Annotated in this window: 24 protein-coding genes and 1 pseudogene; 5 read left to right on the top strand and 20 right to left on the bottom strand. The window is 53.8% G+C overall.

Annotated elements, in window-relative coordinates; translation table 11 throughout:
* Positions 1-14: 14 nt before the first annotated feature.
* Positions 15-1334, bottom strand: a complete 1320-nt coding sequence (xylA, locus tag ACQE3Z_RS11310) for a xylose isomerase (protein WP_426973879.1) — start codon at positions 1332-1334, stop codon at positions 15-17.
* A gap of 362 nt (positions 1335-1696) precedes the next feature.
* On the opposite strand from xylA, the gene xylF reads away from it, so the two are divergent.
* From xylF to xylR, 4 genes are all read left to right on the top strand, one after another.
* Entirely contained in the window at positions 1697-2689 is a 993-nt protein-coding gene (gene xylF, locus ACQE3Z_RS11305) for a D-xylose ABC transporter substrate-binding protein (RefSeq protein ID WP_426973878.1), read from the top strand.
* Positions 2690-2734: 45 nt separating this feature from the next.
* The gene (locus ACQE3Z_RS11300) at positions 2735-4267 is read left to right on the top strand and encodes a xylose ABC transporter ATP-binding protein (RefSeq protein WP_426973877.1); all 1533 of its coding nucleotides are present in this window, start codon (positions 2735-2737) and stop codon (positions 4265-4267) included.
* A complete protein-coding gene (xylH, locus tag ACQE3Z_RS11295; protein ID WP_426973876.1) occupies positions 4260-5435 on the top strand; it encodes a xylose ABC transporter permease XylH in 1176 nt (391 codons plus the stop codon). The genes ACQE3Z_RS11300 and xylH overlap by 8 nt, the downstream gene beginning before the upstream one ends.
* Before the next feature lie 91 nt (positions 5436-5526).
* Positions 5527-6705 (top strand): D-xylose utilization transcriptional activator XylR, encoded by a 1179-nt coding sequence (gene xylR, locus ACQE3Z_RS11290; protein ID WP_426973875.1) that lies wholly within the window; start codon positions 5527-5529, stop codon positions 6703-6705.
* A 47-nt stretch (positions 6706-6752) separates the two neighbouring features.
* Here xylR and acpT read toward each other — a convergent pair whose 3' ends face one another.
* The 19 genes and pseudogenes from acpT to ACQE3Z_RS11195 form a co-directional block, all read right to left on the bottom strand.
* A complete protein-coding gene (gene acpT / locus ACQE3Z_RS11285; RefSeq protein WP_426973874.1) occupies positions 6753-7367 on the bottom strand; it encodes a 4'-phosphopantetheinyl transferase AcpT in 615 nt (204 codons plus the stop codon).
* A gap of 2 nt (positions 7368-7369) precedes the next feature.
* Complete coding sequence (locus ACQE3Z_RS11280; protein ID WP_426973873.1) at positions 7370-8599, bottom strand: beta-ketoacyl-ACP synthase; 1230 nt, start codon at positions 8597-8599, stop codon at positions 7370-7372.
* Positions 8596-9327 (bottom strand): 3-ketoacyl-ACP reductase FabG2, encoded by a 732-nt coding sequence (locus tag ACQE3Z_RS11275; RefSeq protein WP_426973872.1) that lies wholly within the window; start codon positions 9325-9327, stop codon positions 8596-8598. The genes ACQE3Z_RS11280 and ACQE3Z_RS11275 overlap by 4 nt, the downstream gene beginning before the upstream one ends.
* Complete coding sequence (locus ACQE3Z_RS11270; RefSeq protein WP_426973871.1) at positions 9324-9800, bottom strand: 3-hydroxy-fatty acyl-ACP dehydratase; 477 nt, start codon at positions 9798-9800, stop codon at positions 9324-9326. Before ACQE3Z_RS11270 ends, ACQE3Z_RS11275 begins: the two co-directional genes overlap by 4 nt.
* Positions 9797-10966, bottom strand: a complete 1170-nt coding sequence (locus ACQE3Z_RS11265) for a beta-ketoacyl-[acyl-carrier-protein] synthase family protein (RefSeq protein WP_426973870.1) — start codon at positions 10964-10966, stop codon at positions 9797-9799. The genes ACQE3Z_RS11270 and ACQE3Z_RS11265 overlap by 4 nt, the downstream gene beginning before the upstream one ends.
* A 1-nt stretch (position 10967) precedes the next feature.
* Positions 10968-11555, bottom strand: coding sequence for a DUF3261 domain-containing protein (locus ACQE3Z_RS11260; RefSeq protein ID WP_426973869.1), 588 nt, complete (start codon positions 11553-11555; stop codon positions 10968-10970).
* Positions 11552-13876, bottom strand: a complete 2325-nt coding sequence (locus ACQE3Z_RS11255) for an MMPL family transporter (protein ID WP_426973868.1) — start codon at positions 13874-13876, stop codon at positions 11552-11554. The genes ACQE3Z_RS11260 and ACQE3Z_RS11255 overlap by 4 nt, the downstream gene beginning before the upstream one ends.
* Positions 13845-14450 carry an outer membrane lipoprotein carrier protein LolA gene (locus tag ACQE3Z_RS11250; protein WP_426973867.1) on the bottom strand — a complete coding sequence of 202 codons (606 nt, stop codon included), beginning with the start codon at positions 14448-14450 and terminating at the stop codon, positions 13845-13847. The genes ACQE3Z_RS11255 and ACQE3Z_RS11250 overlap by 32 nt, the downstream gene beginning before the upstream one ends.
* Complete coding sequence (locus tag ACQE3Z_RS11245; protein WP_426973866.1) at positions 14447-14869, bottom strand: acyl-CoA thioesterase; 423 nt, start codon at positions 14867-14869, stop codon at positions 14447-14449. The genes ACQE3Z_RS11250 and ACQE3Z_RS11245 overlap by 4 nt, the downstream gene beginning before the upstream one ends.
* Positions 14870-14872: 3 nt before the next feature.
* Positions 14873-16564, bottom strand: coding sequence for a glycosyltransferase family 2 protein (locus tag ACQE3Z_RS11240; protein ID WP_426973865.1), 1692 nt, complete (start codon positions 16562-16564; stop codon positions 14873-14875).
* Positions 16555-16908 (bottom strand): hydroxymyristoyl-ACP dehydratase, encoded by a 354-nt coding sequence (locus ACQE3Z_RS11235; RefSeq protein ID WP_426973864.1) that lies wholly within the window; start codon positions 16906-16908, stop codon positions 16555-16557. The genes ACQE3Z_RS11240 and ACQE3Z_RS11235 overlap by 10 nt, the downstream gene beginning before the upstream one ends.
* Entirely contained in the window at positions 16895-18259 is a 1365-nt protein-coding gene (locus ACQE3Z_RS11230; protein ID WP_426973863.1) for an AMP-binding protein, read from the bottom strand. Before ACQE3Z_RS11230 ends, ACQE3Z_RS11235 begins: the two co-directional genes overlap by 14 nt.
* A complete protein-coding gene (locus ACQE3Z_RS11225; RefSeq protein WP_426973862.1) occupies positions 18256-18837 on the bottom strand; it encodes a hypothetical protein in 582 nt (193 codons plus the stop codon). Before ACQE3Z_RS11225 ends, ACQE3Z_RS11230 begins: the two co-directional genes overlap by 4 nt.
* Positions 18838-18842: 5 nt before the next feature.
* Complete coding sequence (locus ACQE3Z_RS11220) at positions 18843-19094, bottom strand: acyl carrier protein (protein WP_426973861.1); 252 nt, start codon at positions 19092-19094, stop codon at positions 18843-18845.
* Positions 19095-19107: 13 nt separating this feature from the next.
* Entirely contained in the window at positions 19108-19365 is a 258-nt protein-coding gene (locus tag ACQE3Z_RS11215) for a phosphopantetheine-binding protein (RefSeq protein ID WP_426973860.1), read from the bottom strand.
* A pseudogene (locus ACQE3Z_RS11210) lies at positions 19340-20156 on the bottom strand (lysophospholipid acyltransferase family protein). The gene ACQE3Z_RS11215 and the pseudogene ACQE3Z_RS11210 overlap by 26 nt, the downstream one beginning before the upstream one ends.
* Complete coding sequence (locus tag ACQE3Z_RS11205) at positions 20156-20878, bottom strand: beta-ketoacyl synthase chain length factor (RefSeq protein ID WP_426973859.1); 723 nt, start codon at positions 20876-20878, stop codon at positions 20156-20158. The pseudogene ACQE3Z_RS11210 and the gene ACQE3Z_RS11205 overlap by 1 nt, the downstream one beginning before the upstream one ends.
* Before the next feature lie 66 nt (positions 20879-20944).
* Complete coding sequence (locus ACQE3Z_RS11200; RefSeq protein WP_426973858.1) at positions 20945-22003, bottom strand: methyltransferase; 1059 nt, start codon at positions 22001-22003, stop codon at positions 20945-20947.
* 72 nt (positions 22004-22075) lie between these two features.
* Positions 22076-22462 (bottom strand): hypothetical protein, encoded by a 387-nt coding sequence (locus ACQE3Z_RS11195; protein WP_426973857.1) that lies wholly within the window; start codon positions 22460-22462, stop codon positions 22076-22078.
* A 677-nt stretch (positions 22463-23139) separates the two neighbouring features.
* Between ACQE3Z_RS11195 and ACQE3Z_RS11190 the strand changes: the two genes are divergently transcribed.
* On the top strand, positions 23140-24222 hold the full coding sequence (locus ACQE3Z_RS11190; protein WP_426973856.1) for a LacI family DNA-binding transcriptional regulator: 1083 nt from the start codon (positions 23140-23142) through the stop codon (positions 24220-24222).
* The last annotated feature ends 191 nt before the right edge of the window (positions 24223-24413 follow it).

Raw genomic sequence — 24413 nt, 5'->3', positions numbered from 1 at the left:
TTCCCTTTGATTGATTAACGATAGAGCCAGCCGTTCACCAGGTTTTCCAGTTGCTCCTGGCGGCCGCTCTGATGCTGTGGATTAAACTGCTGCGCTAACGCATGCGAGGCCAGCGCCGCCAGCGACATTTCGCCCTGCAAAATCTGCTGGCCCAGTTCGCCATTCCAGCCGCTGTAGCGCTGTGCCACACGGCGATCAAGCTCGCCCGCTTCAATCATGCGCACCGCCACTTTTAACGCCAGCGCCATGGTATCCATCGCACCAATATGACCGTAAAAAAGATCGTACTTGTCGGTGCTTTGACGCCGCACTTTGGCATCAAAGTTCAGCCCGCCGGTAGAGAAACCGCCCGCCTTGATAATTTCATACATTACCAGCGCATTTTCTTCGACGCTGTTAGGGAACTGATCAGTATCCCAGCCCAGTTGCGGATCGCCACGGTTGGCGTCCACCGAACCGAAAATACCCAACGCAATCGCGGTGGCGATTTCATGATGAAAGCTGTGTCCGGCCAGCGTGGCGTGGTTCGCTTCCACGTTGACTTTAATCTCTTTTTCCAGACCAAACTGCTTCAGGAAACCATAAACCGTGCCTACATCGTAGTCATACTGGTGTTTGGTCGGCTCCTGCGGTTTCGGTTCGATCAGCAGCGTGCCCTGGAAGCCCGTTTTATGCTTGTGCTCCACCACCATCTGCATAAAGCGGCCCAGCTGTTCGCGCTCCTGACGCAAATCGGTATTCAGCAGGGTTTCATAACCTTCTCGTCCGCCCCACAGCACGTAGTTCTCTCCGCCGAGCTGGTGCGTTGCCTGCATGGCGCTGCACACCTGGCTGGCGGCCCAGGCGAACACTTCCGGGTCAGGATTTGATGCGGCGCCCGCACCGTAGCGCGGATGGGTAAAGCAGTTGGCGGTGCCCCACAGCAGCTTAACACCGGTTTGCTGCTGTTTTTCCTGTAGCACGTCGGTCATCAGCGCCAGATTATGCTGATAGCTTTTCAGCGAATCGCCTTCCGGCGAGACATCCACATCGTGAAAACAGTAAAAAGGGACATTCAGCTTATAAAAAAACTCAAAGGCGACCTCTGCCTTACGCTTCGCCATCTCCAGCGCATCGCCCGATTTTTGCCATGGGCGATCGAACGCGCCGACGCCGAACATATCTACGCCTGTCCAGCAGAAGGTGTGCCAGTAGCAGGCGGCAAAGCGCAGATGTTCCGCCATGGTTTTACCCAGCAGGATCTCCCCAGGATTATAGTGACGAAACGCCAGCGGATCGCTGCTGTCCGGCCCCTGATAGCTAACGCGTTCAATCTGATCGAAATAAGCCTGCATCGTTTACTCCTTAACAAGTTGACCGGAAATGGTCAGCGAAGATGGCTCTATTTTGGTAAGCGTCAGCCTCTCTCTCAATTACGTTATTTCACACCGCAATTAAGATAATTATTAACTGTGCGTCACGTCGCAAAATAGGGCTGGCGGCGGCTTTTACTTCGCGTCGACGCGCAAAAAATAACGTTACCGAATCTCTTTCACGCTAAAACATCGATCGCCATCATAAAACCAGCAATAAACCAAAAAACGTAATGCCGGGATAAAAATCTGTAATTGAAGAAAGCATGCGCTCAGGTCAAGAATCCAACAGCCTGTTCAGGAACCTTCTGATAAAAAACACCTCAACCTACAGGGTAATGATGATGAAAATGAAACAGAATTTACTGGCCGTTTGCGCCGCGCTGGCTCTGTTTAGCCAGGCCGGCAACGCGCAAGAGGTCAAGATCGGCATGGCTATTGACGATCTGCGCCTTGAACGCTGGCAAAAAGATCGCGATATTTTCGTCAAAAAGGCTGAAGCGCTGGGCGCCAGCGTATTTGTCCAGTCAGCCAACGGCAACGAAGAAACCCAGATGGCGCAAATTGAAAATATGATTAATCGCGGCGTTGATGTGCTGGTGATTATTCCTTACAACGGCCAGGTATTAAGCAATGTGATTGCCGAAGCGAAGCAGGAAGGCATTAAAGTACTGGCTTACGATCGCATGATTAATAATGCCGATATCGATTTCTATATCTCTTTTGATAATGAAAAAGTAGGCGAACTTCAGGCGCAGAGTATTGTTAAGCAGGTGCCGCAGGGGAATTATTTCTTAATGGGCGGCTCGCCGGTGGATAATAATGCCCGTCTGTTCCGCGCAGGCCAAATGAAAGTGCTTAAGCCGCTGATTGATGAGGGCAAAATAAAAGTCGTCGGCGATCAGTGGGTGGACGCCTGGCTACCGGAAAATGCGCTGAAAATCATGGAGAACGCCCTAACCGCCAATAATAACCAGATCGATGCGGTGGTTGCCTCTAATGATGCTACCGCTGGCGGCGCAATTCAGGCGCTTTCCGCGCAGGGGCTGGCGGGGAAAGTGGCTATCTCCGGTCAGGATGCGGATTTGGCGGCGATCAAACGCATTATGAACGGCACGCAAACCATGACGGTATATAAACCGATCAGCAAACTGGCCGATGAAGCGGCAAAAATCGCCGTTGAGCTGGGGAATGATAAACAACCACAGTCCAACGCCACGCTCAATAACGGCAAGAAAGCGGTTCCCGCCTGGCTGTTAACGCCGATCCCGGTTGATAAAAGCAATATTGACAGCACCATCGTCGCTGACGGCTTCCATAAAAAGAGCGATCTCTAAGCCCGCTGCCGCCGCCCGGCGGCTATTCCATTGCTGGAGAAAGTCATGACCACGCTACTGGAAATGAAAAACATTACCAAGCGCTTCGGTGCCGTAAAGGCCGTGGACGATATTTCTTTGCGCCTTGAGCCGGGCGAAGTGGTGTCGCTGTGTGGCGAAAACGGCTCAGGTAAATCGACGCTGATGAAGGTGCTGTGCGGCCTCTATCCGGCGGGCGACTACGAAGGGGAGATCCTGTTTTCTGGCGAACCGCTGCGCCCTGCCAATATTCGCGATACCGAACGCAAGGGCATCGTGATTATTCATCAGGAGCTGGCGCTGGTCCGGCAGCTTACCGTGCTGGAAAACATCTTTCTCGGCACCGAGATCGGCCGGGGCGGCGTGGTGGATGACGAAACCATGGCGCTACGCTGTCAGCGGCTGCTGAAGCAGGTAAAGCTGGATATCTCGCCGCATACGCGCGTCGGCGATTTGGGGATTGGTCAACAGCAGCTGGTGGAAATCGCCCGTGCGTTGAACAAACAGGTGCGCCTGCTGATTCTGGATGAGCCAACCTCTTCCCTTACCGAACAGGAGACCAGCGTACTGCTGGGGATCGTTAAGGATCTGCGCGATCACGGCATCGCCTGCGTTTATATCTCGCACAAGCTCAACGAGGTTAAGGCGATATCCGACACCATCTGCGTGATTCGCGACGGCAAGCATATCGCCACCTGTGCGGCAGAGGGCCTGAGCGAGGACGATATTATTACCATGATGGTCGGGCGCGAGCTGACGGCGCTCTATCCACGTGAGCCGCATGAACAGGGCGAGGCGATCCTGCGCGTGGAAAATCTTACCGCCTGGCATCCGGTTAACCGTCATCTGCGGCGGGTAAATAATGTCTCCTTTACGCTGCGACGCGGGGAGATCCTCGGTATCGCCGGGCTGGTCGGGGCCGGACGCACAGAGACCGTTCAGTGTCTGACCGGTCTCTGGCCTGGGCGCTGGGAAGGCCAGATCACCATCAAAGAACATCGGGTTAATCCGCGCCGCTGGGACTGCCAGCAGGCCATTCAGCACGGCATCGCCATGGTGCCGGAAGATCGTAAAAAAGATGGCATCGTGCCGCTGCTGGGCGTAGGGAAAAACATCACCCTGGCGGCGCTGGGGCAGTTCAGCAACACATTCTCTGTTCTGGATGAGGCGCGCGAGCAGGTTGCTATTAATACGTCTATTCGCCAGCTACGGGTGAAAACCTCTTCCGCAGAGTTGGCGGTAGGTCGCCTGAGCGGCGGCAATCAGCAGAAGGCGGTGATCGCGAAATGCCTGCTGCTTAACCCGCAAATTTTGATCCTCGACGAACCCACGCGCGGCATCGATATCGGTGCCCGCGTCGAAATTTACAAGCTGATCCATCAGCTGGTGCAACAGGGCATCGCCATTATTGTGATCTCATCCGAGCTGCCGGAAGTACTGGGATTAAGCGATCGCGTACTGGTAATGCACGAAGGACAAATCAAAGCTGACTTGCCGAACCATAACCTGACGCAGGAACAGGTGATGGAAGCGGCCCTGCGGAGTGAACATTATGCTTAAAACCCATACCGCTATGCTGCCCACCAGCGGCGGCGGCGCGCCAGGCAAGCTGCGCCTGCTTAATCTGCAGGTGCTGGTAATGCTGGCCGCGATTATTGTGATTATGCTGTTTTTTACCTGGATGACCGACGGCGCTTATCTCAGCGCGCGCAACGTCTCTAACCTGCTGCGCCAGACAGCGATCACCGGCATTCTCGCGGTGGGGATGGTGTTTGTGATTATCTCTGCGGAAATCGACCTGTCGGTTGGCTCAATGATGGGGCTGCTGGGCGGCGCGGCGGCGATTTTTGATGTCTGGCTGGGCTGGCCGCTGCCGTTGACCATTGTGGTTACGCTGGCGCTCGGCCTGCTGCTGGGCGCCTGGAACGGCTGGTGGGTCGCCTATCGTAAAGTCCCCTCGTTTATCGTCACGCTGGCCGGGATGCTGGCCTTTCGCGGCGTGCTGGTCGGGATCACTAACGGCACTACCGTCGCGCCCACCAGCCCGGCGATGTCGCAAATCGGGCAAAGCTATCTGCCGGACGGCATTGGCTTCGGTTTCGGCGTTATCGGCCTTGGTCTGTTTATCGCCTGGCAGTGGCGGCTGCGGCTGCGGCGTCAGCAGATGGGGCTGGAGCAATCGCCAGCCCGCAACGCAGTGACACGTCAGACGATGACCGCGCTGCTGGTGCTGGGCGCGATTTGGCTGCTGAACGACTATCGCGGCGTGCCTACGCCGGTGCTGATTCTGGCATTGCTGATGCTGGCCGGGATGTTTATGGCGACCCGCACCGCTTTTGGTCGCCGTATTTATGCGATTGGCGGCAACCTTGATGCGGCCCGCCTTTCTGGCATCAACGTTGCGCGCAACAAAATGGCGGTTTTCGCGATTAACGGCCTGCTGGTAGCCGTGGCGGGATTGATCCTGAGTTCACGTCTGGGCGCGGGTTCACCTTCCGCCGGTAATATTGCAGAACTGGATGCTATCGCCGCCTGCGTTATCGGCGGCACCAGCCTGGCGGGCGGCATCGGCTCGGTAGCGGGCGCGGTGATGGGCGCGTTTATTATGGCCTCGCTGGATAACGGCATGAGCATGATGGATGTGCCGGCGTTTTGGCAGTACATCGTTAAGGGCGCCATCCTGCTGTTAGCGGTATGGATGGACTCCGCCACCCGGCGGCGCGTGTAATCGTCGAAGCAGATCACAGGGCTCACCAATTTTTTTCTGCGGCTGGTTTCACTGTGGTAATCAAGATGCAGAATAAAAAACAGGAGTGATCATGTTTGAGAAACGTTTTCGCATCAGCCTGCTGTTTAATGCCAATAAAATCTATGACCGCCAGGTTGTGGAAGGTGTCGGTGAATATCTGCAAGCCTCGCAAACCGACTGGGATATTTTTATTGAAGAGGATTTTCGCTGCCGTATCGATAACATGCATGAGTGCCTCGGCGACGGCGTGATCGCGGACTATGACGATAAAGATATCGAGGCGCTGCTGCAGAATGTGGATGTGCCGATCGTGGGCGTGGGCGGCTCTTATCATCGGCCAGAAGATTATCCGCCCGTGCACTATATCGCGACCGATAACGCCGCGCTGGTAGAGAGCGCTTTTTTGCATCTGAAAGAGAAAGGCATTAACCGCTTTGCTTTTTATGGCCTGCCCGCCTCCTGTGGCAAACGCTGGGCGCAGGAGCGGGAATATGCCTTTCGGCGGCTGGTAGCGAAAGAGCGCTATCAGGGCGTGGTTTATCAGGGCATGGAGACCGCACCCGCCTACTGGCAGCACGCGCAAAACCGGCTTGCCGACTGGCTGCAAACGCTGCCGCAGCAAACCGGTATTATCGCCGTTACCGATGCGCGTGCCCGCCATCTGTTGCAGGTATGTGAGCATCTGAAAATTCCGGTTCCGGAAAAGCTGTGCGTGATTGGCATTGATAACGAAGAGCTGACGCGCTATCTGTCGCGCGTGGCGCTCTCCTCAGTGGCGCAGGGTACCCGACAGATGGGCTATCAGGCGGCCAAGCTGTTGCATCGGCTGCTGGATCGGCAAACCTTGCCGTTACAACGCATTCTGGTGCCGCCGGTGAAGGTTATCGCCCGGCGCTCAACAGATTTTCGCTCGCTGCACGATCCGGCAGTGATTCAGGCGATGCACTATATCCGCTTTAACGCCTGTAAAGGGATCAAGGTTGAGCAGGTGCTGGATGCAGTAGGCATGTCGCGTTCCAACCTTGAAAAACGCTTTAAAGATGAAACCGGCGAGACCATTCACACCATCATCCACAGCGAGAAGCTGGAACGGGCACGGGCGCTGCTGGTCTCCTCTTCCGTGCCGATTAATGAGATTTCACAGATGTGCGGCTACCCTTCACTGCAATATTTCTATTCGGTGTTTAAGAAAAGCTACGCCAGCACGCCGAAAGAGTACCGGCAGCAAAATGCGGAGGTGATTAGCTAGCGAGGAGCAGCGTTCTGGATTTTACAACGTTAGCGACGGCGGTTTTATCAACGTAGTTCAACCAGATCCCATAAGCTGTGTTGCCCGCTAATATCGTTAATGTTTAATAGATACGGTGTCGGAGTACAGAGCGCCAGACTAAGAGAACCGGCGATAAAAGTTTGGCTCACGAAGGAGTGCGCCAGTGCCGTGCTATCAATCTGCGCCATTTGCCATACATGGCCGCCAGATTGCTTCAAAATCGCCTCTTTACATGTCCAGATGCGCCAGAATGCAGCAAGCTGAAGAGGTTCTGGTTCTGCTGCTATTAACTGGCGCTCGCCTGCACTGAATACTGCATCAGCGAGCCGTGGCCAGTTTTCACGAGGTCGGATAATCTCAATATCACAGCCGACTTCTCCTTCATCGCTGACTATCAGCGCAATATTATTTCCGCTATGGCTGAGGTTAAACCACAGCGGCACACTGGCATGAAAAGCGGGTTTGCCATTATCGCTATAGATAACTTCAGGCAACGGCAGCGGGAAAAGCATGCGGCTAAGCAGCACGCGTCCGGCCAGCCACGCCGCACGCCGTGGCCCTGTGGGAGCTAACTGACGCAGGCCTGGCGAAAGCGGCTGCTGTTGCAAATCAGAAATTTTGCCCAGCGCAACCTGGTACATCTTTAAGCCCAGCGTTTGATAATAATGGAAGTATTGATGCCGCCGAAGGCGAAGTTATTGCTTTGCAGGTATTCGCAATCAATATGGCGGGCCTCGCCCATGATGTAATCCAGCGCGCCGCATTGCTCATCCGGCTGCGTCAGATTTATCGTTGGCGCAAACCAGCCTTCACGCATCATTTGCAGGCACATCCATGCTTCCAGCGCACCGCATGCGCCCAGCGTATGGCCAAAATAACTTTTTAATGAAGAGATTGGCGTTTTGTCGCCGTAAATCATCGCTGTCGCCTGGCTTTCTGCAATATCTCCCCGCTCAGTGGCCGTACCATGCGCCGAAATATAACCAATCTCTCGCGGCGTTAATCCAGCCATACGCAGCGACTGTTCCATGCATATCTGCATCGTCTCCCGCTGCGGTTGGGTAATATGCGCAGCATCACAGTTGGTCGCAAACGCGACGATTTCACCGTAAATGGTTGCGCCGCGTGCTCTGGCATGCTCAAGCTCTTCAAGGATTAGCGTCCCGGCACCTTCACCGATGACCAGTCCGTCGCGTTGCTGATCGAACGGCGACGGCGTGATTTCAGGCGTATCGTTGCGCTGGCTGGTAGCAAACAATGTGTCGAATACGGCAGCTTCAGAGGGACAAAGTTCCTCTGCGCCCCCTGCAACCATCACCGTTTGATAACCGTGGCGAATGGCTTCCCAGGCATAGCCGATCGCCTGACTGCCGGAGGTACAGGCGCTGGAGGTTGGAATAACCCGACCACGAAGACCAAAAAACAACCCGGTATTTACCGCCGTGGTGTGCGGCATCATTTGCACATACGTTGTGCCACTGATGTTATTGGTGTGTTTCTCAGTGAGCATGGTGGCAAATTCGCTTACCGGACCGGTGCTGCCGGTGGATGAACCGTAAGCGATACCTGTCTGACCATTTATCAGCACCGGATCGCCGATCAGACCAGCCTGTTCCAGCGCCAGCTCAGTTGCGCGGGTAGAAAGCAGCGAAACCCGCCCCATAGCGCGGATACGCTTGCGGGTATAGTGATCGGGCAAGCTGAAATGATCGATCGGCGCGCCCAGCAGCGTATGCAGACCCTCATAGATCTGCCACTCCGGCATTTTACGTACCGCGTTTTGATAAGTCAGCAGACGGCGAGAAACATCCTGCCAGGTTTCGCCTAAAGCGGTAACGCCACCCATACCCGTAATAACGACACGGCGAATCATAGCATCCCTCCGTTCACAGAAATGACCTGTCGAGTAATATATCCCGCAACGTCAGACATTAAATAACGGGCCAGTCCGGCAACTTCTTCTGCCTGTCCCATGCGCTTCATGGGGATAAGCGCCATTGCCTCTTTTAACGCCACCTCTTCCATCTCGATCATACCGGTATCAATCAGCCCGGGTGCGATGCAGTTAACGGTAATTTTGCGCTTTGCCAGCTCAATCGCCAGCGCTTTAGTCGCGCCGATAATCCCTGCTTTAGCTGCGCTGTAGTTTACCTGGCCACGATTGCCCATGACGCCTGAGACCGACGAAAGCGTAATAATGCGTCCGCCGCGTCGTGCGCTAATCATTGGCATAATGCAGGGATGAATGACGTTATAAAAGCTGTCAAGGTTGGTGTGTATTACATCATCCCAGTCATTTTCACTGAGCGCCGGGAAGGCTCCGTCCCGGGCAATACCGGCATTGTTTACCACACCATACCATGCACCATGTGTAGCAATCTCCTGCTCAAGAATGTCACGGCACTGTTGACGATTACCAACATCAAAGCAGAGTAGACGACCCTGGCCGCCAGCCCGTTCTATCGCCTGTAGCGTTTCTCTGGCACCCGCCTCATCGCGATGGTAATGCACGCCAATGATGAAACCATCAGCGGCAAGCTGACAAGCGATAGCGCGTCCGATTCCTTTACTGGCGCCGGTGACCAGCACTGAACGATTCATCCTTTATTCCCCTGATTAAAAAGCGAATTCAACTCTTCCGCCGTCGGCTGGAAAGTATTTACGCGGCCTGTCGCCGCTGTCTCTTCGTCGATACGAATCGCACAGTCAAAACTGCCGAAACGCTCATCTTGCATCAGCAAGCTGACGTTAATATCCAGCGTGACGCCGCCAGGTAAATGCCCCACCGCGCAAACCAGCTCACGCGCTCCCAGAACCATGCCAAGCGCGATGCTCTGTTGACCACGCCGTTGGCGATGCCAGCCGGACCAGACGCCCACGGTTTGCGCCATTAGCTCCAGCGCAAACCAGCCGGGTAAGTTGCCTTGTGCATCAAGGAATGGTGCCAGCACACCGTCACGGTTCACTGCCACCCGGCAATGAGCGCCATTGTCCGTCACGCAAACAACATCGTCTAATAACAACATTGGCGCATCGTGCGGCAGATACGCTACCGGCGGCAAATAGTGACTCATACGCTTCTCCCCAGCAAAATGCTGGCATTATTACCGCCAAAGGCAAAAGAATTCGACAGGATCACCGGACGAACCAGCGGCTGTGCCTGTCGCAGAATAGCGCAGGCAGGCAGCGTAGGATCGATGGGGGACAGACTAAAATCCTGTGGTGGCAGCGGCAGGTTCTTCTGCAAAATCAGGGCACTGATAGCCGCTTCGGTAATGCCCGCCGCGCCTAACGTGTGACCGGTCAGATGCTTGGTTGAGCTACAGGGCACGCGCTCACCGAACAGGTCATGTACTACTTTCGATTCAATTTGATCGTTAAGCGTGGTGGCGGTACCGTGCAGATTGATGTAACCCACATCATCAGGCTGCATGTTAGCCTCTGCCAGCGCCTGACGAATAGCGCGAATGGCTCCTTCGCCCTCCGGATGCGGTGCGGAGATATGCCAGGCATCGCTGGATTCACCGACGCCCAATATCGCAATAGGCTGCGGTTCACGCGTTAGCAACATCAGCGCTGCGCCTTCACCGATAGTTATGCCACAACGGTCGCGGCCAAACGGTTGGCACAGACTGGGCGATAACGATTCCAGGCTATGAAAGCCGCCGATCGGCATACGGCTCAGCGTATCCGCGCCGCCGACAAGGGCCACATCAGCCAGACCGGCCTCGATCAGACGCCGACCGCTGATGATAGCCCGGGCGCTGGATGAACAGGCGGTAGATAGCGTAAAAGCCGGCCCTTCCAGACCCAGCCAGTTCCTGAGAAAGCGCGAGGGATCGCCCAGTTCCTGCTGCGGATACTGCCAGCACAGGCTTGGCTCATTATTAAGCGTCAGACGAACATGTTCGTCTCCTTCATTCAGCCCTGAGGTGCTGGTACCCATCACAACAGCGATGCGATCACGGCCAAATTGCGTAATAGCGCGCTCTACCTGAGGCTGAATTTGCGCCAGCGCCGCCAGCAGCAACTGGTTGTTACGGCTGCGGTGCGCAGACAGCGCGTCGGGTATAGCGGGCAATTCGCCGTCCACCCCACCCAACACTGCCTCGGGATGATTATGTAACCAACCGGCACGCGCACGCATGCCAGGAGCAACCCCTCGCACCAGGTTGGCAGCAATCTCTGCGGTATCATTCCCTAATGCGTTAAGCAGGCCGAAGGCAGAAATATAAATCATGTCAGTCACCCAGATATTGAATGGTGATGTGGTATTTAAAGACGTATTGCTCAATGCTGACAGGCATACGCTGGCCTTTTCGCCGCATATAAACGATCGCGGTGACCAGCTTACCGTTAGCATTGCGTAATTCACGCCTGTCGCCTTTATCGTTCAACGTCCAGCCCGCGGGTAGTTGCTGTTGCCAGACGACAATCGGCCAATGGCTGAGCATAACGTCTGCCAGCACCTGGCTGGCTGGGGGAAGCTGCGGTACGATAACAGACTGCTCGGTATGCAACCCTTTTTCGTCATAGGTCACTAAAAACAGGCGGATCCCGATGGATGACAAGCCTGCCAGAGTGATTTTTTTATTATCGGCATTTAGCATCACCAGCAACGATTGCGTCTGGCCATTAAACGTCCCGGTCAGCAGTTGCTGAGAATTGACCGCAGAGGAAATGCCTGGCGCAGGGAGCGTAACGCGTGTGCCTGGCTCCAGCCAGGCCTGTGGTCGGCTACTGCTATTATGCTGTAAATCATGGCTACAACCGGTCAGCAGCACTACGGCGAGCAGGCTAACGCCACGCCAAATGTTATGTAACTTCATTTTTTCTTTTCTCTTTTTCTATCAGGCATCGCCAATGGCGAGAGCAGCCAGGCAGTAAAGATGCCGCTGACCAGAACAATGCCAAAACTGCTGATCGCTTGCGTGGCGCTAAAAACCAGCATCCCCAGCGTGAGTAAAGTTGTCATCATCGCCAGCGTAATCGCCAGGAGCGAAGTTAACGGTGTGCCGCGCGGGTTGCTAAAAAACAGCGTGTAGTTGATGCCGATACCCAGCACCAGCACCAGGGCCAGCAACGAAAATAGATTCACCGAATGCCCGCTGAATGAAAGCACCGCCAGCCCGCACCCTAACGACAGCACGGAGGGCAGCAGGCTTACCAGCCCTTTGCGCCAGCCGAGACGCGCTATAGCGCCGCAGGCAAACACCAGCAAGGCCACGCCCAGCAGACCGCTCAGCACCGTGCGGTAAAGTGCAAATAACGTATCAAACGCCTGCTTGCGATCGATCCATGCCACCCCTGGCTGTTTATCCGCCAGTCGGCTCAACGCCGCGCTATTTTTTACGCCGTCGACCGGGAGCAGCACACCACTTGTGCCATCAGGCAATGTCAGCCACATCAGACGCCAGCCTTCACTGACGGGGCTGGCAAGCCAGGCATCTACCGATACAGGCATGGCGCTGAGATCAGGGTTAACCGTGCCCAGCCCGGCATGTTGTAGCAACCGCGTTACGGCGGGCATAGCTGCGCGCAATAGCTGTAAATCCTGCTGCTGCCGTGCCAGTGAATTAAGCGGGATGGTACGGTAGTGGCTTATCATACCTGCGCGTCTCGCCTGCTCCAGGGTTGACGCAAAAGTTTCCATCCGCGTCAGCGTTTGCTCTGGCGTTTTGCCGTAAACCACAAACCATTTTTGATCAACGCTTTGTCCGGTCAGACGCGTGATGGTTTTTTCCTGTGCCAGCAGCGTTGGCGGTAACGCCTGTAACTGCGAGATATCGTCATCGATACGCAGCGTCGCGAGTCCGGCCAGAGAAAACAGCGCCAGTGCCGCCACCAGCCCCCAGGAAAGCGCTTTTTTACGTCGCCATGCAGCCAGCCAGCGCAGCATCCAGGTCATTAACGGTACCGGGCGCACCGGCAGGCCACGACACAACCATGGATGCCAAAAAAGCACGGTTAAACAGGAAGCGCTTAGCCCTACCGCCGCAAAGATCGCCATCTGCCGAATGCCGGGGAAAGGCGCAATCATCATGATCAGATAAGCCGCTACGGTAGTCAGTAGCGCCAGCAGCAGTGCGTTACGTACTTTCGCCAGGCTTTGCCACGGCGTGGTCTCTGCACCATGCACCATACGTTCTGTCAGAAAATAAAGCGTATAGTCTGCTGAAATACCGATAATGCTCATGCTCATGACCAGCGTCATCAAATGAAGCTCGCCAAAAATAAGCAGAGTGACGACAGCCCCCGCCAGCGCACCGATGGCTATAGAGATCAGGCATAACAGCAGAGGGCGCAGCGATCGAAACGTCACAATAATCAGCAGAACTACGCCAAGAAGGGTCGCCACGCCGAGGGTTGAAATATCCCGTTTCGCCTGCTGACTGGCATAGTCGCTGTAAAACACCGTGCCGCGTGATAGCAGCCGCGCCTGTGGATATTGCTCTCTGAGCTTTTGCTGCATCGCGTCCAGCGTAGTGACCAGTTGCCGGGTTTGTTGCATATCAAACGCGTTATTCGCCAGTTCACCGTGCAGAAAGTACCAATAATTGCCTTCCTCATCTTGCGTAACCAGCCAGCCATCCATTAGACGCAGACGCTGGCTGTTTTGCGCCAGTGCCAACTGCGAGCCACGCATCAACATCAGCGGGTCGTTTTGCAGTTCTTTGCTACTGACGCCGGCAAAAGCGGAATAAAGCTGCGACAGGATCCATTGCGCCTGTGCTTCACCACCATTCTGCAAGCGCGTACGCGTCGCGCTATCAATCAATCCGTTACGATGTTGCCAGAAAAACGCTCCCCAGGCCTGTTGACTGGCTACATCCATCTGCCCTTTTACATCGGCGAGCGCACGCGAATCTTTAAGCTGTGCGTACCATGCCTGAGCGACTGTAGGATCGGCGGTTTTTCCGGGGCTGACCAGCCAAACCATCTGGCGATCAAGACGCTGTATAAAGCCATCATTTAACGTGGGAGGTATCGCTCCCAGCGCCTGCTTTGGCAGCATTGCCAGCACGCTGCTGTTCATTCTGGATTGCGGCAGCAATAGCAGTAACAGGCTCAGCAGCGCCAGACATACGATGCCCCACAATAGCGCCGAGCGCCGAGCGCTAATAGGCGGCAAAGTGTTGGCGTTCTTCATCAGTTAACCGGGTAGGCGACAGTTGGTGTTGGGAAAGCGTAATATCGGTGCAATCGCCTTGTTTATCATTGAGTTGAATCGTCTCAAGGTATGTCTGCCCGGCAAGATCTATGGTGGCGAATATTTTATCCAGCGGCGTGGTAACAGGCGTTAAACGCAGCGACCAACGACCTTCACCGTTGTCCTGAAAATTGATACGGAAATTTTGCGCCAGCACTTTACGATCCGCCTGAAATAACGCACGCAGCAGGTGATTAAACTGGAACATTTGCGGATTGTTTTCTGCGGTGAGTACCTGTGGTGCCTGGCCGTTGATCACCTGAACCATACGTGAATCATCCAGCAGCATCATCATCGGGAATGGGCTTTTTTGCTCCCAAAGCAGCCCGGTGTCACGGGCGATCAGCATATCCCCCTGCGAACGCAACGGCTGCGGTAAATCTTTAATGGCGCGCGTTTGCGTAAAATGAGCACGGATGACAGGTTGTTCAGTAAAGCGCTGCTGAAGTTCATCCAGGGTAACAGCGCTGGCCCATGGGCTGAGCAGCAAAATAAGTAAGGGCCAGTATTTCATTGGGCGGCTCCAAGACATTCAAACAGCACAGGCGGACTGACGAAACACATCTCCCGGCTACTTTCTTCCACGGCAACCTGTATGGTGTAGCCAGTTGTCGTGCGCTTGCCTGTAGCTGCATCGAAAATCTGGTAGCCGATACGCAGGCGGTTCTCATACTCCTCCAGTTGCGCACGAACGCGAATGCGCTGCTCAAAGGTCAGGGCGTTGCGATATTTGACACGCGTATCGACTATCGGCCAAACGTAACCTGATGCCTTCATCTGGCGGTAGCCGTAGTTAAACTGGTTCAATAGTTTTTCACGGGCAATTTCAAAATAACGAAAATAGTTGCCATGCCATACCACGCCCATAACGTCAACATCGTGAAACGGCACGGTAAGCTCTAGCTCGGTCGTAAAGCGGGGATCGTCAAGCACTCTCTATTCCTTATCGTCGGCGTCAGGTAAATGCCAGAAATCAAAAAAGTTAAACCAGTCCAGCGGCGCCAGCAGTGCGTAGTGCTCAAGGCGGGCAGCATAGCGGTTGACTGTATGTTCCAGCGCTGTCTGGCGTTCTGCGCGAGGCAGCAGTAGCGGATCGGCAAACGGCTCGCAGTAGATATGGAGTTTATTCTGTTGCTTAAGGGCAAAAATCAGCAGTACCGGACAACGCAGCACGGCAGCGAGCACAAACGGCCCCTGGGGGAAAGGTGCAGGTTGGCCCATAAATGGACTCCAGACCACCCGCCAGTCGCCGCCTCGCTGGCGATTAACCGCAAGGCGATCGCCGACTATCGCTACCCATTCACCGCGATCCAGTTTTTCTTTCAACATAATGGCCGTATCCGGGCCAATGTTGGTGACCGGTATCAGATTCAGCCCAGCCTGCGGCACGTTCTCAGCCATGATCTGTTTAAAACGTTGCGCATTTTCGCTAAACACCAACGCATTAATGACTTTCCCACCCTGCAACTGTGCCAGCGCACGGCAGGCTTCAACATCGCCTAAATGGGACGCCAGCAGCAACTTACCCTGGGGTTGATGCAGGTTAAGCACCGCTTCCACGCCAGGGGCCAATACCACATCGCGTCCTACCTGTAGCTCACCGCGCCAGCTGGCCACTTTATCCAGCATGGCGTCACCGAAACGCAGGAAATGACGATAGCTGTTGAGATGTGGCGGCGTAATCCCATGACGTGCCTGCAATTCACGACGCACGCGCGCCAGCCATGACTGCGATGCCCGGCGGGCAGAATTAGCCGTTAGCCAGTAAACGCCAACGACCGGCCAAAGCAGAAGTGAGAAGGCTCGACGTCCCAACAATCGCCAGACTGCCAGCATGATGCGCATTCCCCACAATCCTTTCACTTCGCGTTGTTTCGCCCAGTGATGTGTACGCCGTCGCATTAACAGTGAAGGAATACGTGGGAGCATGCCGAAGAACAGACGGGTATGCATCAGCGATATCCGTATGTTGTCTTTTAGCGCATCAAAATGCGACAGCCCATCCTGCGGATAAGTGACACGGGTTGGCACAAAGTAGCTGGTATTGCCCTGCCAGTAGAGACGCACCATCACTTCAGTATCAAAATCCATACGTTGACCCAACGTGATGCGTTGTGCCAGTTGCAGTGTCGGAGCGATCGGGTAAACGCGAAAGCCACACATACTGTCTTTCAACTGCAATGAAAGCGTTTCGATCCATACCCAAATATGTGTGACCCAACGCCCGTACAGGCGCGAGCGCGGAATCGAGTCATCATAAACAGGCTGGCCGGAAATCAGCGCGTCGGGGTGCTGCGCCGAAAGCGCCAGCATTGCCGGAATATCTTCAATGGCATGTTGCCCGTCGGCATCCACCTGTACCGCATGCGTAAACCCTGCCTGAGACGCCACCTCCAGGCCACGGATCACCGCCGCACCTTTGCCTGAATTTTGTGCAAGACGGATAAGCGTCAGCTGCGGGTAAAGGACGGCGAGCTCTTCAAGCGTCTGCCGTGTTCCTTCATTGCTACCGTCATCGACAATAATTATTGGTAGCTGGAACGGAGCGAGGCGTGCAAGCACTTGCGCCATCATTGTGCCGTGGTTGTAGCAGGGGATTACGGCACAGGGCGTATATTTTAACGGCATAAGCGAAGCTTCCCGCTGCTGGCCGTATGACGCACATCCCCCTCATGACGCTGAAAGCTGAACGTCAGGATCTGCCGCTCCTCCTGCCAGCTCAACGTTAACGTAACGGTATTACCCGGCAGCAGCGGCGCCTGAAATTTCACATTCTGCATGCTGTGAAAACGAAAGTCGGGGGCCAGCAGCATCCCAGCGTAGTGCATCACCCAGTCAAGCTGTGCCACACCGGGCAACAACGGCTGAACAGCAAAATGCCCCTGGAACCAAAACAGCGTCGGATCGAGATACAGGACAATCGCAGCCTGCCCGGGTGCCATCTGATAGATTTCAACTTCACGGGCTTTCATGAAATGTCTCCTGTAATTGTGCATAGACACGCTTATTCATACTATTAACGGGGATCTCATCCACTATCCGCCAATAGCGGGGAATGGCGACCGGTTCCAGCCAGGGAAGTAGCGCGCGTCGCCATGACAGTTCCAGCTTCTTACCGCTTGTCTGCTGCCACATCCTGCGTAGTGGCTCTTCCAGTACCAGCACAGCGCCAATTCCCTGTCGTCCGCCCCGCGTGACCGGTAACGCCGCTGCATCACGGATACCCTCCAGTGCCATCAGGCGGCGTTCCACTTCGCTTAGTGAGATGCGCTTTTCTTCAATTTTCACGACGCGTCCATGTCGTCCGACCAGGTGAAATAACCCGTTATCTTCAAGCTGTAAAATATCATCCAACAGCAATCCTTCTTGCTGGGCAATCAACGGTGAGAAGACGCGAAAAGCGTCATCCTCAGGCGTAATACGTACGCCCGGAAAGGGAAGCCACGGAATCATATCTTGATGGCGGTGCCGCCAGCCGAGAATGCCGGTTTCAGTGCTGCCATAGATTTCATCAGGCCAGACGCCAAACCAACGCTGCGTATCGAGGACGTGCTGCCATGAGAGCATACCGCCAGCGGAAAGGATCACCTTCACGGGCGGCGGCGTCAGCTTATGATCCAGACGCTTAAGAAAAGCCGGACTGCTGACGAAGAGATAACGGTGCTGATGATCAAGCGCGGCCAGCTGTTCAGCATAATAGAGCATCGCAGCGTGCAGCGGCATTCCAAGCGCTAAGGGCAAGAAGATGCGGAAAGTCAAACCATAGAGGTGCTGGGGAACCACAGATGCAACAACCCGGCAGCCTGACAGCTGCCCGCCAAAGCGGTCGGCCAGCAGGGCAGCTTCTTTATCAAGCGCAGCGATGCTTTTTATTACCCGTTTGGGCTGGCCTGTAGAACCGGACGTGTAGAGTTCAATGCAACGGCTGGGCGTGATAGTGGGCAACACCGTGGCTTCCGGTGCGCTCGTGTTTGCTGAGGAAACCACGCGTAGCACACCGTGCCAGTCCAGCGCCTGGTCGCTCAACACACCGTGAAACAACGAACGCTGCTCTTCCAGCAGGGAAACCCGACAGTGTCCGGGTATCACCGGCGTTTTACCCGCGCTTAGCGTTGCCAGTAACGCGACAATAAACAGGTAGCTGTTCTCGAAACAGAGCGCCCAGCGCTCTTCGTCTTGTTGACCTTGCAGCTCATCAACCAACAGGGCGACATCATAACGCAACTGCCCTAGCGTCCAGGTATGATCGCCAAGCCAGGCGATGACGGTATCATCCGGACGAGATTTACTAAGCCACTGCGATAAAGGGAGAATGTGATTCATGATGTTTTCCGCTTTATTACCTGACGCCGCACCAGCCATTCGGTCGCCATCAGCGTCCCCATCAGCACATAAGCGATGATACCGTTCCATGCGGTCCACAGATGCATATCGCCCTGTAGCGCAGTAAACAGAGCGATACTGCCATTGATAATGAAAAAGAGGCACCATACCTGGGTGACACGCCGGGTGTAACGAACGCCTTCCGGGGGAAGCTGAGGCTCACGCAGGCGCGCCAGGCGTTCGACCAGCGGCATTGCCGTCCATAACGAACCGCCAAACAAGATAAGCATTAACAGGTTGACGACCACCGGATAAAACAGCAACAACTGATGCGTTTTTAGCAGGGTACTGGCAACGCACAGGACAATACCCACCAACGATGCGCTTTGCATCATAAAGCGCATCGGCCCCGCTTTCCGTTTTGCCTGCCATAAGCGTAACACCAACAACGCTATTATTAAGGGCAGCAACCAGTGCAGACTGTTATGCGACAGGCCGAACCAGACCACAAACGGCCAGGCCAGCAACGTCATTCCTGTTACTACCTGAACACCCGGTAGCTTTCTGAAACCACACACGATAATCAGGCTTCGCGTAACAGACGCTCTACCGCGTCGACAACATCCTGCACCGTGCGTACGGCTTTAAATTCTTCCGGTTTGATCTTCTTGCCGGTTTTTTTCTGTAGCTGCACAATCATATCCACAGCATCAATACTATCCAGCTCGAGATCTTCATACAGGCGGGCGTCGGGTTTGATATCGTCAGGATCGATTTCAAACAGTTTGGTCAGAAGCGCAGAAACTTCCTGATAGATTGCTTTTTGTTCTGTCATAGCAGGCTCGTTATCAAACGCGTTGTGAATGGATAAAAGAGGCCAATGTAGCCACAGAGAAAAAGTGCTGGCGCGTTTCTTCACTTTCAGCAGAAAGTACGATGCCATACTGGTTTTTTACTGCCAGTCCCAACTCCAGAGCATCAATAGAGTCCAGCCCTAAGCCCTCCCCGAACAGCGCCGCATCAGTGTCAATATCGTCTGCTGTCAGCTCATCCAGATTCAATGTGTTGATAATGAGTTGTTTAATTTCTAAATAAAGCGCTTGCATTATTAAGTCCTGGAAGTGTTCTCAACTGATTGTAATTGCGCTAAAAGATGCCGGTTCAGCTGCCTTGCCGCCAGCGCCGGTTCTTGTGTATTAGCATGATAAAAATATTCAATCTGTACCCGCTGACCTGCGGTAACCTCGAACAGAGGTTTTGCCGGGGGCACGTTATACCATTTGCTCTGTTTGTCGAGCAGATGTTCGCTGCAACGAATAGTCACTACACGAAGATCGCTACAGCAGCGTACTGCGATATTGGCCGCGCCGCGTTGTAGGATCATCTCTTCCCCAGGCCGGGTACGCGTGCCTTCCGGAAAGATTAATAGCGTGTCGCCATGGGCCAGCCGCGCCTGGCTTTGTGCCAATAATCGATCGGCCTGGCTGTTGACCAGATAATCCGCCGCGCGGATTACGCCGCTAACAAACGGATTTTTCAGCAGCGCCTCCTTTACCAGGCAATCCGTTTCTGGCATGACGGAAGCAATGAGCACATAGTCAATTAACGTTGGATGGTTTGCCACGACCAGACAACCACGCTCGCTACGCAAAATCTCAGCGCCGTGAATGCGGTACGCCAATACGCCAACCCCCTTCGCCACCATCAGGAAAAAACGGAAGCTGGCTGAAATAGAGCGGCGGGCAACACGCCGCCGTCGTTTTTTATCGCGAACAATAAGTAACAGGAGATTAAACCAGATCAGCGACAACAAAAGCCCGCCGATGCCGAACAGCGCGAAACAAAAGCCCGTCATTAACAAACGCCAGAGCCGATTCAACCAGGCGAACTGTCGCATCATTTGCGGCTCCAGTTCCACTGAACCTTCTCTCCGGCAACGGTGAACTCAGCGGTATCGTTCAGGTAATGTTGCAAAAATTGCAGGCTCTGCGGCAATGGCGGCTCCGCCCCTTCGCTTCCACTCTGGGTTGTGCAGCGCAGCATAGTGCCCGTTTCAAACACCATCGCTACAGCCCATGCCCAGGTTGGCATGTGTGGCGGCAGAGTTGGATGATAAAAAGCAGGTAACAGACCGTCGAAATCCACCATCAATACGCGTTGATAACCCGCCTGCAACAGACAAATGACCTCACATAGCCCTTGCTGAAAAGTATCCATACCTGCCGATAATGAGGAAGAAACTATCGGCTGCTTTGCAGCGATCGTCAGATTCCCTACCGCAGAGTTATGTACCGACATGGCGAAGTCAGTCGGCGACATATCTTCGCCATACGCCAGAGCCTGAAGAAGGCGATAGTTGCGCTCCAGTTCGCCGTGGCGACTACTGAAAAGCACCGCGTCAATACGGTGGCGACGTAACATTGCCAACCCGCAGTCCACAGCTAATTTGCTGCCGGAACACAGCCGTCTGGCGGTCATCATCGGGAGTTCTGTCAATTTTGCCTGTGGCTCGTCAGGGTTGATGGCATAAGGCTGACGCGCCCAATCTCCCCATTGCGAAGCGTCACTGAGTCCAGGCGCTCTGGCCTGCCAATCGATAAGGTTTAAGGTAAATTTCATCAACGGCATCCGCAATCGATCAGCCACTCTGTGGCGCATTAATCAACGCCACAACCTGCTGGAATATTAAAATTTCTCACATAGCAATAAAGAATGACCAACGCCGAGATTATCGATGCGTTGCTCCACCCGGAAGCCAGCCATTTCCAGATAGTGATAAAACTTCTCTACGCTGTAAAAGCGACTATTACCGTTGGCCATACAGGTAAAATAGAGCGATGTAGCATTCAGGCTGAATGATGCAGCGTCGAATTTCTGCGCATCCCAGAACAATTCCATTACACACAGCCGAGCGCCCGGCTTCATCTTATCTGCAATGCGCTTGAGCATTGCGATAATTTGATCGGGAGAAAAACAGTCGAGGAATTGACTCATCCACCAGATGTCGGCCTCTTCAGGCAACGGCGCGTCACCCAGCATATCTACCGCATGAAAACCGATACGATGCGACAGACCTGCATTTTCAATATTCTGGCGGGCAAGTTCAATTTGTTGTGGCAGATCAAGCAGAGTAACTACGATATTTTCGTCGTACTGACAACATTTCAACGCCCATTTCCCGGTATTGCCGCCAATATCATATAATTTTTTTGGCCCGCTGGCGAAAATATAAGGTAGTGCCGCGTTAAAAGCAGCATCAGAATAGAAATGATCAAATGCGAACCAGCTTTCGCGAGCGGGCGAAGGTAGCTGTGACAGTACCGGGTAGATCGTTTCCGCATCGCTAAATACTTTTAATCCGGCAGGTTTTGTTTCTTCTAATGCCTGTTCTAAAAAGAATAACCCCTGATAACAGACATCCTGAGTGAAATCCATATTTACACGCGTCATGGTGTCGTGCAGCAAAAAATGCCCTACTTTCGCCAGACGATAGTATTTATCCTGGCAAGTCACAATGCGACCGCTTAACCCCATATCCAGCAGGACGCTAATAGCATATTCGCTCAAATCACAGTGGGCAACGATCTCTTCCAGAGTAGCGCCTTCCTTTCCGATCCTGTCGAGATATTCCAGCACACCGGCGTTACGTAAGCATAATGCCGTCTGAAATAACATTGGCGCAAAAGCAATTCGTTGCGCTTCGGTAATAGCATCCAGTGCGCTGAGCGTGTCCTTTTCGTACATGAAGAGCAATCCTGTCCTGGGGAAAATGAGGTTATCGGACCATTACTGGTCCGACTTTAGGGTAAATATTTATTACATAGCGCTGGTGGCGAGATTGATCTGGATGTCTTTGTCTAAATTGCGGACCCAGCGATTATAATTTTTGTGAATTTTACCACCGGACGCCAATAAATTAAGGCTGTTCTCATAGTTGATGGCGTAGCCGGTAGCCGAGTAATTAATCAATACTTCGGCCATATGGTCACGTGACTGCTGGCGCGCTTTGATAACGTTCGGACCCGCTTCGCTCATAATCCACTTACGCTGAGCACCTGCTTTCAAAATCGCATTTTTGACCTGCGTTTGCGTATGGCCAGCGTTAATTGTGGTGTGAATATTATCAACTGGCGCAGTACGTGCGCAGCCTGCCAAAGCCCCTATAACCGCGAAAACGGTTAATAACTTAACTAAACTTTTCATAAGAACTCCATTCAAAGTAGTGCACTAATAAAGTGAAATTTCCAGCCTGATTTCATTGTTTCAATGAAGACGATATCACTGTTAGTCTGATACCAGACAGAACAGTGGAAACGCCCTGCCTATCTTAATAAATCTATTTGATCGCTGATAGGGCTTTAACAAGGTTTATCGTTATCTGTGTCAGCCCCTGAGGTCGTTTAATTAACGACAAAAAACTTGCAACAATAAAAAATTAGCTTTTCCCGCGAGACTTTTCCTCACTGAAATAGATGACTCTTCTTATTTGGCTTAAGTTTTCAGGTTACACTGTTTATCTGTCAGTATTGAGAATCAGCTCATTACGATAAAGGTCTTTTTTAAGCCACAACAATTTATTGCATTTTGGCGTAAGCCCTTCTGATCGCCGTCATATTTGTATTAATTTCATCCAGAAAAAGAGACCTTATACAAACAGCTCACCCTAACGCCCGTCAGCAATCAGCAATCAGCAATCAGCAATCAGCAATCAGCAATCAGCAATCAAGAAAGAGCGTCAGCCATTATAATGGGTTCCGCCACGCTTTGTTCTACCAAAAGGCCGTCTGTTTAGCTCCTGTTTTTACTTTACTTGTCGCCCGACATACTATCTACGCCATGAGTGACCGTTCGGTCCACGCGGATGCATTAAGGAAGCTGGGATGAAAGCGAAGTCGACAACCCTTTATGATGTGGCACAGTATGCCGGCGTCTCTTACCAGACCGTTTCGCGGGTAATAAACCAGGCGGAAAACGTATCAGAGAAGACCCGACAAAAAGTTGAAGCAGCGATGCTGGCGCTGAACTATGTGCCTAACCGCGTGGCACAGCAGCTGGCGGGCAAAATTGGTCACACTATCGGGCTTGCGACCTCTGATCTTTCACTGCACGCGCCTTCGCAAATTGCCGCCGCCATTAAATCCCGGGCTGGGGAAAAACGTTTTAACGTCGTGATTTCAATGACCGAGCAGAGCGGCGCGGCAGCGGCCAGAGCGGCAATTAATAATCTGCTGGCACAGCGCGTGGACGGCCTGATCGTGAATATTCCGCTACAGGATGAAGAGGCGCAAAGCCTGGTGGCGCTATGTCGGGAGGTGCCGGTGCTGTTTCTGGATGTCTCGCCGCAGCTGGACGCCAACAGCGTCATTTTCGATCCTGACCAGGGCGCACGTTTGGGCGTGGCGCATCTGCTGGAACTGGGTCATCGGGAAATTGCGCTGTTAGCCGGGCCGCAAAGTTCAGTTTCGGCGCGTCTGCGCTTTGAAGGCTGGCAGCAGACGCTGGCGCAGCATCAGCTACAGGCAACGGCGATCATGGAAGGTGACTGGAGCGCGCTTTCCGGCTATCAGCAGGTGACGCGGCTGTTGAATGAAGGCCCACAGCCTGGTGCGATTCTGGTAGCGAACGATCAGATGGCATTAGGCGCGCTACGGGCCATTACTGAAGCGGGCCTGAAAGTGCCCGGTGACATCTCGGTTATCGGTTATGACGATACCGCTGACAGCGCCTGCTTTATTCCACCGCTGACCACCATCAAGCAGGATTTCAGAATGTTAGGGAAAAACAGCGTGGAGCGGCTGGTGGAGATGATCTGTCAGCCCGATGCGCCGACGCGTTCTGAGCTGCTGCCGGTTAGCCTGGTAATACGTAAAACCACCGCAGCGCCGGGAAGTGAGACGCTTTCTCCGCAGGCGCTGTCAGATGCGCTGATGCAGCTGGCGCGTCAGGCGGCACGTCTGAAATAGTCGCCCCGAGGCGTTGCTTTCCCGACGAATCAGAAGCGTATCATTAAATATTTCAGAAGGTTAGACAAGCCGTCCCCATTATACATTTACTTGCGGGTCAGGCCACGGCCTCGCCCGTTTGCGGCAGGCTGATGCCAGCAAAGCCGCCCACTACCCCCTTTTCGGCTACTCCTTCCCAGATTATTTGTGAA

Source organism: Pantoea sp. FN0307 (assembly GCF_050113815.1).
Lineage (GTDB): Bacteria > Pseudomonadota > Gammaproteobacteria > Enterobacterales > Enterobacteriaceae > Mixta > Mixta alhagi.
The sequence above is the reverse complement of the archived record's forward strand: the minus strand, read 5'-3'. Positions and strand labels throughout refer to the sequence as shown.

Coding starts and splice junctions, on each gene's coding strand:
- ACQE3Z_RS11190 (WP_426973856.1), top strand. CDS start 23,140: ATGAAAGCGAAGTCGACAACCCTTTATGATGTGGCACAGTATGCCGGC.
- ACQE3Z_RS11215 (WP_426973860.1), bottom strand. CDS start 19,365: ATGCAAGCGCTTTATTTAGAAATTAAACAACTCATTATCAACACATTG.
- ACQE3Z_RS11220 (WP_426973861.1), bottom strand. CDS start 19,094: ATGACAGAACAAAAAGCAATCTATCAGGAAGTTTCTGCGCTTCTGACC.
- ACQE3Z_RS11255 (WP_426973868.1), bottom strand. CDS start 13,876: ATGAAGAACGCCAACACTTTGCCGCCTATTAGCGCTCGGCGCTCGGCG.
- xylR (WP_426973875.1), top strand. CDS start 5,527: ATGTTTGAGAAACGTTTTCGCATCAGCCTGCTGTTTAATGCCAATAAA.
- ACQE3Z_RS11195 (WP_426973857.1), bottom strand. CDS start 22,462: ATGAAAAGTTTAGTTAAGTTATTAACCGTTTTCGCGGTTATAGGGGCT.
- xylF (WP_426973878.1), top strand. CDS start 1,697: ATGAAAATGAAACAGAATTTACTGGCCGTTTGCGCCGCGCTGGCTCTG.
- ACQE3Z_RS11275 (WP_426973872.1), bottom strand. CDS start 9,327: ATGAATCGTTCAGTGCTGGTCACCGGCGCCAGTAAAGGAATCGGACGC.
- acpT (WP_426973874.1), bottom strand. CDS start 7,367: ATGTACCAGGTTGCGCTGGGCAAAATTTCTGATTTGCAACAGCAGCCG.
- ACQE3Z_RS11240 (WP_426973865.1), bottom strand. CDS start 16,564: ATGCCGTTAAAATATACGCCCTGTGCCGTAATCCCCTGCTACAACCAC.
- ACQE3Z_RS11230 (WP_426973863.1), bottom strand. CDS start 18,259: ATGAATCACATTCTCCCTTTATCGCAGTGGCTTAGTAAATCTCGTCCG.
- ACQE3Z_RS11270 (WP_426973871.1), bottom strand. CDS start 9,800: ATGAGTCACTATTTGCCGCCGGTAGCGTATCTGCCGCACGATGCGCCA.
- ACQE3Z_RS11200 (WP_426973858.1), bottom strand. CDS start 22,003: ATGTACGAAAAGGACACGCTCAGCGCACTGGATGCTATTACCGAAGCG.
- ACQE3Z_RS11265 (WP_426973870.1), bottom strand. CDS start 10,966: ATGATTTATATTTCTGCCTTCGGCCTGCTTAACGCATTAGGGAATGAT.
- xylH (WP_426973876.1), top strand. CDS start 4,260: ATGCTTAAAACCCATACCGCTATGCTGCCCACCAGCGGCGGCGGCGCG.
- xylA (WP_426973879.1), bottom strand. CDS start 1,334: ATGCAGGCTTATTTCGATCAGATTGAACGCGTTAGCTATCAGGGGCCG.
- ACQE3Z_RS11205 (WP_426973859.1), bottom strand. CDS start 20,878: ATGAAATTTACCTTAAACCTTATCGATTGGCAGGCCAGAGCGCCTGGA.
- ACQE3Z_RS11300 (WP_426973877.1), top strand. CDS start 2,735: ATGACCACGCTACTGGAAATGAAAAACATTACCAAGCGCTTCGGTGCC.
- ACQE3Z_RS11235 (WP_426973864.1), bottom strand. CDS start 16,908: ATGAAAGCCCGTGAAGTTGAAATCTATCAGATGGCACCCGGGCAGGCT.
- ACQE3Z_RS11280 (WP_426973873.1), bottom strand. CDS start 8,599: ATGATTCGCCGTGTCGTTATTACGGGTATGGGTGGCGTTACCGCTTTA.
- ACQE3Z_RS11260 (WP_426973869.1), bottom strand. CDS start 11,555: ATGAAGTTACATAACATTTGGCGTGGCGTTAGCCTGCTCGCCGTAGTG.
- ACQE3Z_RS11250 (WP_426973867.1), bottom strand. CDS start 14,450: ATGAAATACTGGCCCTTACTTATTTTGCTGCTCAGCCCATGGGCCAGC.